This window comes from Rhodobacter sp. NTK016B (assembly GCF_017303295.1).
GTDB lineage: Bacteria > Pseudomonadota > Alphaproteobacteria > Rhodobacterales > Rhodobacteraceae > Pararhodobacter.
On the sequence record NZ_JAFKOK010000016.1, the window covers coordinates 119,040 to 133,174 of the forward strand.

A 14,135-nucleotide genomic window follows, 5' to 3' on the forward strand; every position below is an offset into this window, starting at 1 on the left:
GATGTGCGGAATTGTCGGTGTGCTGGGATCGCACGAGGTCGCGCCCCTGATTCTGGAAAGCCTCAAGCGGCTGGAGTATCGCGGCTATGACAGCGCGGGCATTGCCACGGTGAATGCGGGCAAGCTGGATCGCCGCCGCGCGGTGGGCAAACTGGTGAACCTGTCGGATCTGATGGTGCACGACGCGCTGCCGGGCCGGGCGGGGATCGGCCATACCCGCTGGGCCACGCATGGCGAACCCAATGTGACGAACGCGCATCCTCATCGCTCGGGGCCGGTTGCGGTGGTTCATAACGGCATCATCGAGAATTTCCGCCCGCTGCGCGAGGAACTCGCCGCCGCCGGGATCGCCCGCGAAAGCGACACCGATACCGAGGTGATCGCACAGCTCACGCGCCATCACATGGATCAGGGCATGGATCCGCAACAGGCGGTCGGCGCGACCCTGACCCGGCTGGAAGGGGCCTTTGCGCTGGCCTTCCTGTTCGACGGGCAGGACAACCTGATGATCGGCGCGCGCAAGGGCTCGCCGCTGGCCGTGGGCTGGGGCGAGGGCGAGATGTTCCTCGGCTCGGACGCGATCGCGCTGGCGCCGATGACCGACCGCATCACCTATCTTGAAGAGGGCGACTGGGTCGTCGTCACGCGCGAAGGCGCGACCTTCTACGACCATGACGGCCAGCGGGTGAACCGCTCTGTGGCGAAGATCCAGCTTGAGCAGACCCGCGTCGACAAGGCCGGGCACAAGCATTTCATGGCCAAGGAAATCGCCGAGCAGCCCTCGGTTCTGGGCGCCGGGCTGACCCATCACCTGACCCGCGACGGCAACGCGCTGGCCTTCCCGCCCGAGGTCGACTTCAGCCAGTGCGACCGGGTGACGATGGTCGCCTGCGGGACCGGTCACTACGCGACGCAAGTGGCGAAATACTGGTTCGAACAGATCGCGGGCCTGCCCTGCGACATCGATATCGCCAGCGAATTCCGCTACCGCGAGCCGGTGCTCAGCGACAAGGGTGTGGGCATCTTCGTCAGCCAATCGGGCGAGACCGCCGACACGCTGGCCGCGCTGCGCCATGTGGATGGCAAGCTGGCCTTCACGCTGGGCGTGGTCAACGTGGCGACCTCGTCCATCGCGCGCGAGACCGATGTCGCGCTGCCGATCCTTGCCGGGCCCGAGATCAGCGTGGCCTCGACCAAGGGCTTCACCGCGCAATTGCTGGTGCTGCTGTTGCTGGCGCTGAAGGCTGCGCATGATCGCGGGCGGCTTGACGATGCGGGGCTGGCCGCGAAGCTGGCCGAGCTCAAGGTGCTGCCCGGCACGCTGGCGCAGGCGCTTGACCGCGAGCCCGAGATCGAGGCGCTGGCGCACAAGATCTCGGCCGCGCAGGACGTGCTGTTTCTGGGCCGCGGCGTGATGTACCCGCTGGCGCTGGAAGGCGCGCTCAAGCTCAAGGAGCTGAGCTATATCCATGCCGAAGGCTATGCCTCGGGAGAGCTGAAACACGGCCCCATCGCGCTGATCGACGAGACGCTGCCGGTGATCGTGCTGGCCCCGCGCGACGCGCTTTATGACAAGACCGTCTCGAACATGCAGGAAGTCATGGCGCGGCAGGGCAAGGTGGTGCTGATCTCGGACCGCGCGGGCCTTGAGGAGGCGGGCAAGGTCTGGGCGACGCTGGCGATGCCCAGCGTCTCGGACCTGATCGCCCCCATCGTCTACGCGATCCCGGCGCAGATGCTGGCCTATCACACCGCGCTGGCACGCGGCACCGATGTGGACCAGCCGCGCAATCTGGCGAAATCGGTGACGGTGGAATAAGCTGCCCTTCATTGCCGCAAGGGGGGAGCCATGGCCAAGCAATTCGCCGCGTTCGAGGACGATCACCTGCGCATCATCGCCGCGCAGAATATGTTCTTCGTGGGCACCGCCGCGCCCGGGGGGCGGGTGAATATCTCTCCCAAAGGAATGGACAGCCTGCGCGTGACGGGGCCGAACCGGGTGGTCTGGCTCAATGTTACGGGCTCGGGGAACGAGACGGCGGGGCATCTGCAACTTGCCCCGCGCATGACGGTGATGTGGTGCTCTTTCGACCGTCGGCCGATGATCCTGCGCGCTTATGGAACGGCGCGTGCCATCCATCCGCGCGATGCGGATTGGGCATCGCTGTATGCGCTGTTCGAGCCGATCCCCGGTGCGCGGCAGATCTACGACATGACGGTCGAGATGGTGCAGACCTCGTGCGGCTACGCGGTGCCGTTCTTTGAGCATCAGGGCCCCCGCGACACGCTGCGACACTGGGCCGAAACCAAGGGACCCGACGGCGTCGAGGCCTATTGGGACGAAAAGAACCGCACCACGCTGGACGGTTTCGCGACCGGGATTCTTGACTGACCGACGCCTGATCCGCGCATAGGTTGATCCGGTCGCCGCGCCCGCGCGTATCCGTTGGATAACGCATTCCGGAGGTCCCATGTCGCTGTCCCGTCGCCAGATGCTGCTCGCCGTTTCTGCCTTCGGGCTTACCTTTGTGCCGGCCGCCTGCGCCCGACGGCCCGAGGCATCGACCACGCCCGCTGGTTCGATCACGCTAGACGAGGTCTTTGTCGGCGAGGTCCGCGGGCGCGGCGTGTTCGAGGTCGATCTCACCGGCTCGCAGCGGCGCTTCTCGGCTCGTTTGCACGGTCGTCTGGATGGCGACCGGCTGATCGTGGCTGAGGACTTCGTCTATGATGACGGGCAGGAGGGGCGGCTGACCTGGGTTTTCGAGCGCGCCGGGCCGGGGCGCTGGACCGGGCGGCGCGAGGATACCGTAGGCGTGGCCGAGGTGGTCGAACAGGGCGACACGATCCGCATGGATTACACCGCCGATTTCGAGACGCCCGACGGCGTGACGCGGCTGGCATTCTCGGACGTGATCTATCGCGCACCGGACGGAAAGGTTATCAACGAGGCGATCGTGCGGCGCTGGGGTCTTCCCGTCGGCCGCGTGCGCTTCGAGATGACCCGGGAATGACACAGACCACAATCGACGATGCCATGGCCGCGCTGAACGCGCAGGCTGATCCCGCCCGCGCCGGGGAAATGCGCGCCTATCACAAGATCGACCGGGGCTATCTGGGCCTGTCGAACCCACAGGTGGATGATCTGGTCAAGATATGGCGCGAGGGCGCCAGCGTCGAGGATCGCGTGGCACTGGCCGCGGCGTTGTGGGAGACGAATATCCACGAGGCAATGGTCGCGGCGGCGAAACTGCTGACGCAGGCGCGGATGAGACCGGATGCCGAGGCCTGGGCGCTGATCGCGCACTGGGCCGAAGGGTTCGAGGGTTGGGCGGTGGCCGATCATGCCTCGTCGGCAGGGGCGCGGCGGCTGGCGGCGGACCCGTCGCGGCTCGATCAGCTCGAGGCCTGGACCAACCATGACAACATGTGGACCCGCCGCGCCGCGCTGGTGATGACGCTGCCCTGGGCGCGGCTCAACAACCTCAAACCCGCCGATGCCGAGGCGCGTGAGCGTGTGCTGGGCTGGGCGGTGGGCTATGCCGAGGATCGCGACTGGTTTATCCAGAAGGCGGTGGCCTGGTGGCTGCGCGATCTGTCCAAGCATGATGGCGAACGCGTCGTGGCATGGATGGCCGAGCATGGCGACCGGCTGAAGCCCTTCGCGCGCAAGGAAGCGCTGCGGATATTGGAAGGGTAGGACGGCCCGGCCACGCTCCCGCCCGCCCACCCCGCTTGGCCGGGCCGCCCCACCCTGCGGCGGAGGGCGCGCGCGCATCCGGCGTCGCGGGAGTATTTTCGGCAGAGTGAAAGGGGAAGCGTGCTCCCTTTTACTCTGCGCCGGTACTCAGCAGAAGCCTTTGGCCAGACGCAAGCCGCCCACCGGGATGTCGCGGCGGTTGAGCATCGGCGCGCCGAGGCGTTTCTGCGCCATCGGATGGGCCGGGTCCAGGACGCCCAAGCGCGACAGGAGCGCGGTGATCGCCGCTTCCGAGGCGCGGGTGCCGCCATCGACGATCTTGAGCGCGACGCCCAGTCCCTGCGCCGGAAGGATCGCCACGAAGACCGCCTCGGCGCCGGTCTTGATCGCCACGCCGTCCATCACCTGCATGAGCTCGGTGCAGGCGCGCGTCGCGCCCGCGACCATTTCAGGATGGGCGACCATCGCCTCGCGCAGGGCAACCATCGCCCGGCCGCGCGCGTCGCTTTCGGTGGCGGTGGCAAAGCGTGCCATGGCGCGGCCCAGACCGGCCAGCGTGGTGGCGAAGTTGGGGGCCGAACAGCCGTCGATACCGTAGCCGGGGCTGTCTTCGCCGGTGACGTCCTCGAAAGCCTCTTTCACCGCTTTCTGCACCGGGTGGTCGGCTTCGACGTAATCGGGTCCGCCGCCCAGATGCTGGTTGAGCATCAGAAAGCCCGCATGTTTGCCCGAGCAGTTATTGTGCAACTGGCAGGCGGAATCGCCGGTGCAGATCAGCCGGTCGCGTTCGGGAATGTCGTCGGGGATCTGCACGCCGCAGCGCAGGTCGCTTTCGGAAAGCCCCAGATCGGCGAGCCATGCCGCGACCTCGTGCGTGTGGATCGCCGCGCCCTGATGTGAGGCGCAGGCCAGCGCCAGCCGCTTTTGCGGCAGCGCGCGCCCCGCGCCCGTGTCCAGAAGCGGCAAGGCCTGCACCATCTTGCATGACGAGCGCGGATAGATCACCGCGCCGGGATCGCCCCAGGCTTCGACGACGCCACCGGCATCGCAGATCACCGCATGCCCGCAATGGAGCCCTTCCAGAATGTCGCCTCGCCAGACTTCAATCATCGGGATGGCGCCCGAACCCACGTCACCCACGCCGGGCCTCCTTCACAGTTGCGCAATATTCCGCCAACAGGGGTTCCTCCCCCCCCGAAATTCACGGTAATACACACACTACCGGTCAAACCCCTGTTGCGCCATATGAAAGCCTTGTGCGACAAGGCCCGGACGCGAGGGGAACAGACACACGCTGGAGGCACGAAAGGCAGATGGCAGCATCGATCAAATTCGGCGCGGCGGGCGCGGTCATGGCGCTCATGGCAGCGATCCCCGCGCAGGCGCAGGATTCGACCAACCGGGTCGCGGTGGAAACCGCGTGGAGCGTGTTCGTCGACGGGACGCCGCGCGAATGCTGGGCCGTATCGGCCCCGCAGGAAACCATCAACACGCGTGACGGGCGTGCCGTGAGCGTGCGGCGGGGCGATATCCTGTTGTTCGCGACCTTCCGGCAGGGCCAGAGCGGCGCGCCCGAAGTGTCGTTCACGGGCGGGTATCCGTTCGCGCCCGAATCGACCGTCGAGGTCACGGTCGGCACCGACACCTACCAGCTGATCACCGATGGTGAATGGGCTTGGGCCGCGTCGCCGGAAGAGGATGCGCGCATCCTCAACTCGTTCCGGGCGGGGCAGGACGCGGTGCTGGTGGCGCGCTCGACGCGCGGAACCCGGACCGAAGACCATTTCTCGCTGTTCGGCATCACCGCCGCGACCGAGGAAGCTCAGAGCCGCTGCGCGGAATAACGCGCGTCGCGGCGAAGATTTCAGGCCGCCGGGCTGTTCAGCCCGGCGGCTTTTTCCTATATGCTACGCTTGCCTTTCGCGCAGCCCAGACGGAGACGCGCATGACTGCCCCCATCACGCAAGACGTCCTGACCATCCCCCGCAAGGCGCAGGAGGGCGAGACGCCCAACCTGATCGGCATGACCCGCGAGCAACTGCGCGCGGCGCTGATCGCGCATGGCACACCCGAGAAACAGGCGAAGATGCGGGAGGGGCAGGTCTGGCAGTGGCTCTATTACTGGGGCGCGCGCGAATTCACGACGATGACCAACCTGTCCAAGAATTACCGCGCCTTTCTGGACCGGACCTTTCAGATCAAACTGCCCGAGGTCGTCACCCGGCAGGTTTCGGCTGACGGCACCCGCAAATACCTGTTGCGGATTGATGGCGGGCACGAGGTCGAAGCGGTCTATATCCCCGAAGAGGGGCGCGGCACCCTGTGCATTTCCAGCCAGGTCGGCTGCACGCTGACCTGTTCGTTCTGCCATACCGGCACGCAAAAGCTGGTGCGCAACCTGACGCCCGCCGAGATCGTCGGACAGATCATGGTGGCGCGCGACGATCTGGGCGAATGGCCCGAACCCGGCCAGCCCAAGCCCGAAGAGCGGCTAATTTCCAATGTCGTGCTGATGGGGATGGGCGAGCCGCTCTATAATTTCGACAATGTGCGCGACGCGATGAAGATCGTCATGGATGGCGAGGGGATCTCGCTGTCGCGGCGACGGATCACGCTGTCGACCAGCGGTATCGTGCCGGAAATCGCCCGCACCGCCGAGGAAATCGGCTGCCTTCTGGCGATCAGCTTTCACGCCACCACCGATGCGGTGCGCGACAAGCTGGTGCCGGTGAACAAGAAATGGAATATCGAGACGCTGCTGGGCGCACTGCGCGATTACCCTCGGCTGTCCAATTCCGAGCGCATCACCTTCGAATACGTAATGCTCAAGGACGTCAATGACAGCGACGAGGATGCGCGGCGGCTGGTGAAGCTGATCCGTGGCATCCCGGCGAAGATCAACCTCATCCCGTTCAACGAATGGCCCGGCGCCCCCTATGAACGCTCGGACTGGGAGCGGATCGAGGCCTTTGCCGACATCATCTTCAAGGCGGGCTATGCCTCGCCCATCCGCACGCCGCGCGGCGAGGATATCATGGCCGCCTGCGGTCAGCTGAAATCCGCGACCGAGCGGGGGCGCAAGAGCCGCGCCGAGATCGCCGCGGAAGCCGGACAATAAGATGGCCCCGCTTCTGGTCCTGATCGTCATCGGTGCCGCGGCGGGCGTGCTGGCCACGCGGCTGATGGGGGCCAATGTCGACATGCCGACGGCCGTCGTGCTGGGCGTGATCGGGGCGATCCTGGGCGGGGTGGGGCTGCGGCTGTTGGTGACGGTGGGCGGCTGGGCCGTGACCTTCGTTCTGGCGGTTCTGGCCTCGATGGCGCTGATCTGGATTTGGCAACAGATACGGCGCTGATTTCCCGAGACAATCGACGCGGGGGAGGGGTTTCGCCCTCGTCCCGGCTGCCTGCGGCATCCGCTCTTCGCGCGACCGGCGCGCCGCCTTCGGCGGCGCGGTAGCAGGGGGCTGTCTGCCCCCTCGGCGCTGCGCGCCTCACCCCCGAGGATATTTGGGGATCAAAGATGAGCGGGCGCGGGCCCGGCAGCCAAACGGGCGCCCGTTGCGGGGCGCCCGTTCGTGGTTAGGGGTCTTGGTCGGGCGGCGAGGCCTCAATCGACGCCGCGTGCGACGTTGCGGCTGTTGAGGAACCCGCGCTGGATGCCGATCACGATCACCGCGATGGCGAGACCACCAAGGTCGGACATCCAGCCGCCGGCGATCATGCCGAGCGCGCCGACCAGCGTCAGGACCCGCAGCGCGGGGTTCAGCCGGCCCCACATCCAGCCCTGCACCGCCGAGGCCATCATGTAGATGCCGAACAGCGCCGAGACGAAGACATGCAGGATGTCCAGCCATTCGCCCTGCATCAGCATTTCGGACGAATAGAAGAACATGAAGGGCACGACGAACGCCGCGAGGCCGAACTTGAAGCTTTCGACCGAGGTGCGCATCGGGTCCGATTGCGCAATCGCCGCGCCCGCATAGGCGGCCAGCGCCACGGGCGGCGTGATGGCCGAGATCACCGCGTAGTAGAAGATGAAGAAATGCGCGGTCAGCGGGTCGACGCCCATGCGGATCAGGCCCGGCGCGATCACCGCGGCGGCGACGGCATAGGCAGCCGTGGTGGGCATGCCCATGCCGAGGATGATCGCCACCAGCATGGCGAAGGCCATGGCGATGAGCTGCGATTGCCCGGCGAGATCGAGCAGCAGCGACGAGAAGCGCGTGCCCACGCCGGTCAACGCGATGACACCGACGATGATGCCCGCCGCGGCGCAGACGGCGACCATCTGCAGCGCCATGCGCGCGGCGATCTCGAGCCCCCAGAGGATTTCCTTGATCAGCATCTTCTGCGGGGTGAACCAGCTCACCACGGCGGCGGCGCCCATGGCCAGCGTACCGGCGCGGATCACCGAATAGCCCATGAACAGCGCGCCGATCAGGATCACGATCGGGATGAACAGGAAGATCCGGCGCATCATCAGCGGCAGCGAGGGCAGCTCGCTACGCGGCAGGCCCTTCATGCCGAGCTTGAGCGCTTCCTTGTCGACCATGAACAGGATCGACACGAAATACAGGATCGCCGGGATCAGGGCCGCGATGGCGATGTCCTGATAGGGGATGCCCGTGACCTCGGCCATGATGAAGGCCCCCGCACCCATGATCGGCGGCATGATCTGGCCGCCGGTCGAGGCCGCGGCCTCGACCGAGGCGGCGGTGCGGGGCTGGTAGCCCACCTTTTTCATCAGCGGGATGGTGAGCGAGCCGGTGGCCACCACGTTGCCCGCCGAGGTACCGTTGATCATGCCCATCAGGCCCGAGGCGAAGACCGCCACCTTGGCCGGGCCGCCGCGCTGCGAACCGGCGGCGGCGAAGGCGAAGTTGACGAAATACTCGCCCACGCGCGACGCCTGCAGGAAGGCGGCAAACGCGATGAACAGGATGATATAGGTCGACGAGATCGCCGTGGTCGGGCCGAGGATGCCGTTATCGGTATAGATGAAGGCGAAGAACCGCGCCGGCGCATAGCCGTTGTGGAACAGAACGCCCGGCAGCCAGGGGCCGAGGAAGCCGTAGCCGATGAACACCGCGACGATCAGCACCAGCGCCATGCCCGCAAGGCGGCGCGTGAGTTCGAGGATCAGCGCGATACCGGTGATCGAGGCCCACATATCGTTGGGATGCGGGAAGACCTGAGCGCGCATGCGCAGGAAATCGGCATGGCTGATGATATAGGCCGCGACGATGGAGGCGCTGATTGCCAGTAGCACATCGGCCCAAGACAACACGTCGCGGTTGCGCCGGGGGGCAATCCACGCCGATACCAGCGCCAGAGCCGTGCCCGCCGCCAGCGGGTAGCCGAAGGTATAGAGATACAGATCCCCCGAGGCGCCGGTCGTCACGAGATTGCCGGTCACCCACATCGCCACGAGCTGCGCGCCCGCGCCGATCAGCAGAACCGCCGACACGATGTCGAGAAGCAGTTCGGCCGGGCTGAGTTTGCGCGTGGCCGCATCGTCGGGCAAGGTGCGGGCGGCATAAAGGATGAAGCCCAGAAACAGGCCGCCGCCGACATGCAGAAGCCGGTAGCGCCACGGTTCGGTCAGGTCGATGGACGGCAGGCCGAGCAGGTCGCTGATCCGGTCATGGACACCGTTCATCACACCGATATGGAACGCGGTGTAGAACACGCACAAAGCCGCCATGGCCAGGCCGAGCTTGCCGGTGAAAACGCGCTGGTTCGACGCCACGACCTCTTCATCGACGCCGTCGGCGATGGTCTCGGTTTCGGCAGCCGTCGCCGCGAGATTGTTTGCAGACATGGGATCCCCTCCGCCCCTTCTGAAAAGGCCGGGGCGCATCCTGTGCACGCCCCGGCCCGTTATCGCTGTACCGGAGTATCAGCCGCGCAGGTTCTCGGGGATCTCGATCCCCTGTTCTTCGTAGTAGCGCACGGCGCCCGGGTGGAACGGCAGGAAGGTGTTGTTGCCGACGTTCTCCAGAACGGTTTCCGACGCCGCGCGGTGGATTTCCATCATGCGGTCGTTGTTTTCCATCACCAGCTTGGTGATCTCGTAGGCCAGGCTGTCGGGCATCGAGGCATTGGCGATGGCAAAGTTCCACATCGCGCCGGTCAGCTGGTCGTAATCATGGCCGGTATAGGTGCCGGCGGGGATGGTCAGTTCCGACACGGCGGGATGCGCTTCGAGGATCGTCGCCAGTTCGTCTTCGGTGAAGCCGAACATGACCACGTCGGCTTCGGCCGACAGCTGAGAGAAGGCCGAGATCGGCACGCCTGCAGCGAAGGCGAAGGCATCGATCAGGCCGTCTTTCAACTGGCCCACGGCGTCCGAGGCGCCGGCATTGGACACGGTGCCCGAGATACCCAGCGTGTCGAAGAAGCGCGGCCAATAGGTGCCCGAGGTGCCGCCGGCGGGGCCGAAGGACACGCGGCGACCGTCGAGATCCGACACCGAGGTGATGCCCGAATCGGCCAGCGTGATGACCTGGAACGGGGTCATGTACATCGGGAACAGCGCGCGCAGATCCGAATGCTCAAGCCCGGGGGCCAGTTCCGACACGCCGGTCCAGGCTTCATAGGCCGGGCCCATGGTCACGAGGCCGACGGCGTGGTCGCCCATCTGCACCAGCGTGGCGTTCTGCACCGGGCCGCCGGTGACTTCGCCCGAGGCATTGATGCCGAGTTCTTCGCCGATGAAGCTGGCAAGGCCGTTACCATAGACGAAGTAGGTGCCACCCTGGCTGGCGGTGCCGATGGTCATCGAGGCGGGCCAGCCGTCACGGTCCTGCGCGATGGCGGGCGTGGTGGCGATCAGCGCGGCCGAAGCCATCGCAGCGAGATTGAACAGACGCATGTGGGTCCTCCCATGGACAAGTGCGTTTTGAGGCAAGTCCCGGCCGTGTCCTCGCACAGCATGGGATGCGAGGTGCATGAGGCGGTGCGCCCGGTCTCCGATCAAGAAGACGAGAGCAGGCGGCGCGAAAAAACGCGGGCAGGGAGGGCGGTGTTGGGTGGAATCCTACCCATCGGGGCGGGGCGTGGGTGGAATCCCGCCCAATCGGCGCTCAGGTCTCGGTGTAATGCGCCTTGTCGATGCCCAGCTTCTGCATCTTTTCATAAAGCGTTTTGCGCGACAGGCCGAGGGATTCGTAGACCGGTTTCAGCGCGCCGCCCGACGCCATCAGCGCGCGCTCGATCTCGGCTTTTTCGAAAGCGGCGACGCGGTCCGACAGTTTTCCCGCGTGAAGCGAGGCATCCTGCGTCTCGCCCGGTTCCGCCGGGGCCTCGATCCCCAGCCCCAGCGCGACGCGTTCGGCGGCGTTGCGCAATTCGCGCACATTGCCCGGCCAGTCGCGCGCCACGACCGCCTCGACCATCGCGGGCGGCGGCGTGACCGGTTCGATCCGGTGGCGACCGGCGGCCTCGGCCAGAAGCCGGGTGAAGAGCAGCGGAATATCCTCGCGCCGCGCGGCGAGCGGCAAGACTGTCAGGCTGACCACGGCGAGGCGGTAGAACAGATCGGCGCGAAACCGGCCCTCGGCGACCTCTTCGTCGAGCGGCGTGCGCGAGGTGGCGATGAAACGGATATCGACAGGCCGCGTCTCGTTCGAGCCAAGCGGCTGGATCGTGCGCTCCTGAATGACCCGCAGCAGGCGGCCCTGCACCGCAAGCGGCATCGAGCCGATGTCGTCCAGCAGCACGGTGCCGCCGCGCGCATGTTCGAACCGGCCATAGCGGGTGCGCATCGCGCCGGGAAAGGCGCCCGGCTCGTGGCCGAACAATTCGGATTCGATCTGTGCCTCGGGCAGGGCGGCGCAGTCGATGGCGATGAAGGGACGCGCCGCGCGTTGCGACAGGTCATGCAGGGCGCGTGCGACGACTTCCTTGCCGGTGCCGGTATCGCCGGTGATCAGCACATCGGTTTCCGCCGGACCGATCGTGCGGACGCGGCGGCGCAGGTCGATCATCACGTTCGAGCGCCCGACCAGCCGCTGTTCCAGATCGTCCTTCTGCCCGGCGGCGGCGCGCAGCACCCGGTTTTCCAGAACCAGCCGCCGGTAATCGAGCGCCCGCGCGCAGGTCTCGGCCAGCTGGGTGCCCGAAAACGGCTTCTCGATAAAGTCATGCGCCCCTTCGCGCATCGCCCGTACCGCAAGCTGCACGTCGGAATGCCCGGTGATCAGGATCACGGGCACCTCGCGGTCGATGGCGTGGATCTGGTTCATCAGACTGATCCCGTCGAGACGGGGCATGCGGATGTCGGTCACGACGATGCCGTTGAACCCGAACGAGATCAGGGCGGGCACGTCCTCGGGCTGGTCGGTATCGGTGACGTCGAACCCCGCAAGGTCCAGCGCCTGCGCGGTCGAGAGCCGCAGGTCGGGGTCGTCATCGACCAGAAGAATACGTCCCTTGCTCATCGCGTCTTGCTCATGCGGGGGTGGGGGCGGGGACCGATGCGCGGGCCAGAGGCAGGGTCAGCGTGAACACGGCGCCGCCACCCGGCGCGTTGCTCACCGACAGCTTGCCGCCGAAATCGTGTACGATGTTGTAGCTGATCGAAAGACCCAGCCCCAGCCCCTTGCCCACGCCCTTGGTCGAGAAGAACGGATCGAAGATCCGCTCGACAAGCTGCGGCGCGACACCCGGCCCGCTATCGGCGATGGTCAGCACCGCGTCGCCGCCCGCCGCGCGGGCCGACAGCGAGATCACGCGTGCCTCGCGGTCTTCCAGCGCGTCGATGGCATTGGACAGGATATTGACCAGCACCTGCTGCAACCGCACCGGCCCCGCGCGCACCACCAGCGGCGGAATGTCGATGCGCAGATCGATGTTCTGGCCGCGCAGCCGCCAGCCGAGAATCTCGCGCACCGCGTCGACCGCCTCGGCCAGCGGGACATCGGAAAGCTGGGCATTGGGCTTGCGGGCGAAATTGCGCAGGTGTTTGGACAATTCGCTCATCCGGGCCACCAATCCCAGAATGCGGTCGATATTCGATGCAGCCTCGTCGACGCGACCGCGCGCGATATAGGCCTGCGCGTTCTCGGCATAGTTCTGCGCGGCGCCCAGCGGCTGGTTGAATTCGTGGCTCAGCGCCGCCGACATCTGCCCCAGAGCGGCCAGCTTGCCCGCCTGTACCAGATCGGCCTGCGTGGCGCGCAGCCGCTCTTCGGTGGCGGTGCGCTCGGCCACTTCCTCGGCCAGTTGGTTGTTGACGGCGGCCAGTTCGGCGGTGCGTTCGACCACCCGGCGTTCAAGCTGCGCCTGCGCCGCGTCCTGCAGCGCCAGCCGTTCGCGCAGCGCGGCGCGGCGCTGCCAGACGATCACCAGCGCCAGCATCGCGAACCCCGCCAGCAAAGCCCCCAGCGCCAGCCGCGTCAGCGCCTGCTGGCGCGCGGGCGCGGTATCGACCAGCACCTGAACGGTCCAGCCCGCATCGGGCATCTCTTCGCGGATCACGCGGTACTCGGTGCTGCCATCGTCGCGGGTCATGCGCCAGAGCGGCCCGCCATCGGGGCCGGTCATCGCGCGGATCGGCAGTTCCGCCAGCGGACGGTCGGCATAGCGCCGCGTCGCGCGGGTGCGGGCCAGCCGTTCGGGCGTCAGCGGCAGGGTGGCGCCAAAGGTCCAGGCGGGCGTGGTGGACATGAAGACGATGCCCTGCGGGTCGGTGACCAGAACCTCGGTGCCCGAGCCGCGCCAGCTTTCCTCGATCGGGTGCAGGTCGATCTTGATCGCCAGCACGCCCGTCGGTTCGTCATCCATGAGGACCGGCGCGCCGAAATAATAGCCGCGCACCTGCGAGGTCGTGCCAAGGCCGTAGAACCGCCCCTGACCGTAGCCGAGCGCATCGAGGAAATAGGGCCGGAAGGCGAAATTCCCGCCGACGAAACTGAAGGGCTGCGCGTAGTTCGATGCGGCCAGCGTCGTGCCGCCCAGATCCATCACATAGATGTCGGATGTCTCCATCATCCGCGCCGTGGTAGCGAGATAGGTATTCGCCGCCTCGACCTGCTCGCGGTCCTGAGGGCGGCCCAGAAGGTCATGGATCACCTCCTGCTGCGCCAAAAGCGCGGGCAGCCGGTCATAACGCCGCAACTCGCCGTTCAGGGCCCCGACCGCCAGCCTCAGCGTGCTGCGGCCCTGATCGGTCAGCTCCTCCAAGGCGGTGCGGTAGAGACGCTGATAGGCGAAACTGCCGAGACCCGTCGCGATGACCAGCGCCGCCATGCCAAGCGCGAGCCACATCGCGCGCCGCCCGCGAAGATGCGGGCGTTGCAGGCGAGTTTCCAGCGAGGTGAAGGGCGCGTCGCTCATGCCCGGCTCTTACCATGCGGGCCGGGCGCGCCAAAGACCCGATATCCATGACCGATATCCATGACGGGCATCGATGTCCGGCATCCATGTCCGG

The 14,135-nt window shown here is 66.7% G+C and carries 12 protein-coding genes; 7 read left to right on the forward strand and 5 right to left on the reverse strand.

The features are described 5' to 3' along the window. Nucleotide 1 precedes the first annotated feature (1 nt). The 4 genes from glmS to JI664_RS19760 all read left to right on the forward strand — a co-directional run bounded on the left by glmS (nucleotide 2) and on the right by JI664_RS19760 (nucleotide 3,700). Nucleotides 2-1,819, forward strand: a complete 1,818-nt coding sequence (gene glmS / locus JI664_RS19745) for a glutamine--fructose-6-phosphate transaminase (isomerizing) (RefSeq protein WP_207015495.1) — start codon at nucleotides 2-4, stop codon at nucleotides 1,817-1,819. A 30-nt stretch (nucleotides 1,820-1,849) separates the two neighbouring features. Then, nucleotides 1,850-2,392, forward strand: a complete 543-nt coding sequence (locus JI664_RS19750) for a pyridoxamine 5'-phosphate oxidase family protein (protein ID WP_207015496.1) — start codon at nucleotides 1,850-1,852, stop codon at nucleotides 2,390-2,392. 79 nt (nucleotides 2,393-2,471) lie between these two features. Continuing rightward, nucleotides 2,472-3,014 (forward strand): DUF3833 family protein, encoded by a 543-nt coding sequence (locus JI664_RS19755; protein ID WP_207015497.1) that lies wholly within the window; start codon nucleotides 2,472-2,474, stop codon nucleotides 3,012-3,014. Next, nucleotides 3,011-3,700, forward strand: a complete 690-nt coding sequence (locus JI664_RS19760) for a DNA alkylation repair protein (RefSeq protein ID WP_207015498.1) — start codon at nucleotides 3,011-3,013, stop codon at nucleotides 3,698-3,700. Before JI664_RS19755 ends, JI664_RS19760 begins: the two co-directional genes overlap by 4 nt. 147 nt (nucleotides 3,701-3,847) lie before the next feature. Here the strand turns inward: JI664_RS19760 and JI664_RS19765 are convergent, their stop codons facing one another. Further along, nucleotides 3,848-4,810 carry an asparaginase gene (locus JI664_RS19765; RefSeq protein WP_207015529.1) on the reverse strand — a complete coding sequence of 321 codons (963 nt, stop codon included), beginning with the start codon at nucleotides 4,808-4,810 and terminating at the stop codon, nucleotides 3,848-3,850. 203 nt (nucleotides 4,811-5,013) lie between these two features. On the opposite strand from JI664_RS19765, the gene JI664_RS19770 reads away from it, so the two are divergent. The 3 genes from JI664_RS19770 to JI664_RS19780 all read left to right on the forward strand — a co-directional run bounded on the left by JI664_RS19770 (nucleotide 5,014) and on the right by JI664_RS19780 (nucleotide 7,056). Continuing rightward, a complete protein-coding gene (locus tag JI664_RS19770) occupies nucleotides 5,014-5,544 on the forward strand; it encodes a hypothetical protein (protein ID WP_286174200.1) in 531 nt (176 codons plus the stop codon). A 101-nt stretch (nucleotides 5,545-5,645) separates the two neighbouring features. Next, nucleotides 5,646-6,818, forward strand: coding sequence for a 23S rRNA (adenine(2503)-C(2))-methyltransferase RlmN (gene rlmN / locus JI664_RS19775; RefSeq protein ID WP_207015499.1), 1,173 nt, complete (start codon nucleotides 5,646-5,648; stop codon nucleotides 6,816-6,818). Nucleotide 6,819: 1 nt separating this feature from the next. Continuing rightward, nucleotides 6,820-7,056 (forward strand): GlsB/YeaQ/YmgE family stress response membrane protein, encoded by a 237-nt coding sequence (locus JI664_RS19780; protein ID WP_207015500.1) that lies wholly within the window; start codon nucleotides 6,820-6,822, stop codon nucleotides 7,054-7,056. 254 nt (nucleotides 7,057-7,310) lie between these two features. Here the strand turns inward: JI664_RS19780 and JI664_RS19785 are convergent, their stop codons facing one another. From JI664_RS19785 to JI664_RS19800, 4 genes are all read right to left on the reverse strand, one after another. Further along, the gene (locus JI664_RS19785) at nucleotides 7,311-9,524 is read right to left on the reverse strand and encodes a TRAP transporter permease (RefSeq protein WP_207015501.1); all 2,214 of its coding nucleotides are present in this window, start codon (nucleotides 9,522-9,524) and stop codon (nucleotides 7,311-7,313) included. A 78-nt stretch (nucleotides 9,525-9,602) separates the two neighbouring features. Next, the gene (locus JI664_RS19790) at nucleotides 9,603-10,577 is read right to left on the reverse strand and encodes a TAXI family TRAP transporter solute-binding subunit (protein ID WP_207015502.1); all 975 of its coding nucleotides are present in this window, start codon (nucleotides 10,575-10,577) and stop codon (nucleotides 9,603-9,605) included. A 211-nt stretch (nucleotides 10,578-10,788) separates the two neighbouring features. After that, on the reverse strand, nucleotides 10,789-12,144 hold the full coding sequence (locus tag JI664_RS19795; protein WP_207015503.1) for a sigma-54-dependent transcriptional regulator: 1,356 nt from the start codon (nucleotides 12,142-12,144) through the stop codon (nucleotides 10,789-10,791). 10 nt (nucleotides 12,145-12,154) lie between these two features. After that, nucleotides 12,155-14,041, reverse strand: coding sequence for a sensor histidine kinase (locus tag JI664_RS19800; RefSeq protein WP_207015504.1), 1,887 nt, complete (start codon nucleotides 14,039-14,041; stop codon nucleotides 12,155-12,157). Between the last annotated feature and the right edge of the window lie 94 nt (nucleotides 14,042-14,135).

Excerpts from the sequence above, each read along its gene's own strand:
- glmS (WP_207015495.1), top strand. The coding sequence starts at position 2 with ATGTGCGGAATTGTCGGTGTGCTGGGATCGCACGAGGTCGCGCCCCTG.
- JI664_RS19750 (WP_207015496.1), top strand. The coding sequence starts at position 1,850 with ATGGCCAAGCAATTCGCCGCGTTCGAGGACGATCACCTGCGCATCATC.
- JI664_RS19755 (WP_207015497.1), top strand. The coding sequence starts at position 2,472 with ATGTCGCTGTCCCGTCGCCAGATGCTGCTCGCCGTTTCTGCCTTCGGG.
- JI664_RS19760 (WP_207015498.1), top strand. The coding sequence starts at position 3,011 with ATGACACAGACCACAATCGACGATGCCATGGCCGCGCTGAACGCGCAG.
- JI664_RS19765 (WP_207015529.1), bottom strand. The coding sequence starts at position 4,810 with ATGATTGAAGTCTGGCGAGGCGACATTCTGGAAGGGCTCCATTGCGGG.
- JI664_RS19770 (WP_286174200.1), top strand. The coding sequence starts at position 5,014 with ATGGCAGCATCGATCAAATTCGGCGCGGCGGGCGCGGTCATGGCGCTC.
- rlmN (WP_207015499.1), top strand. The coding sequence starts at position 5,646 with ATGACTGCCCCCATCACGCAAGACGTCCTGACCATCCCCCGCAAGGCG.
- JI664_RS19780 (WP_207015500.1), top strand. The coding sequence starts at position 6,820 with ATGGCCCCGCTTCTGGTCCTGATCGTCATCGGTGCCGCGGCGGGCGTG.
- JI664_RS19785 (WP_207015501.1), bottom strand. The coding sequence starts at position 9,524 with ATGTCTGCAAACAATCTCGCGGCGACGGCTGCCGAAACCGAGACCATC.
- JI664_RS19790 (WP_207015502.1), bottom strand. The coding sequence starts at position 10,577 with ATGCGTCTGTTCAATCTCGCTGCGATGGCTTCGGCCGCGCTGATCGCC.
- JI664_RS19795 (WP_207015503.1), bottom strand. The coding sequence starts at position 12,144 with ATGAGCAAGGGACGTATTCTTCTGGTCGATGACGACCCCGACCTGCGG.
- JI664_RS19800 (WP_207015504.1), bottom strand. The coding sequence starts at position 14,041 with ATGAGCGACGCGCCCTTCACCTCGCTGGAAACTCGCCTGCAACGCCCG.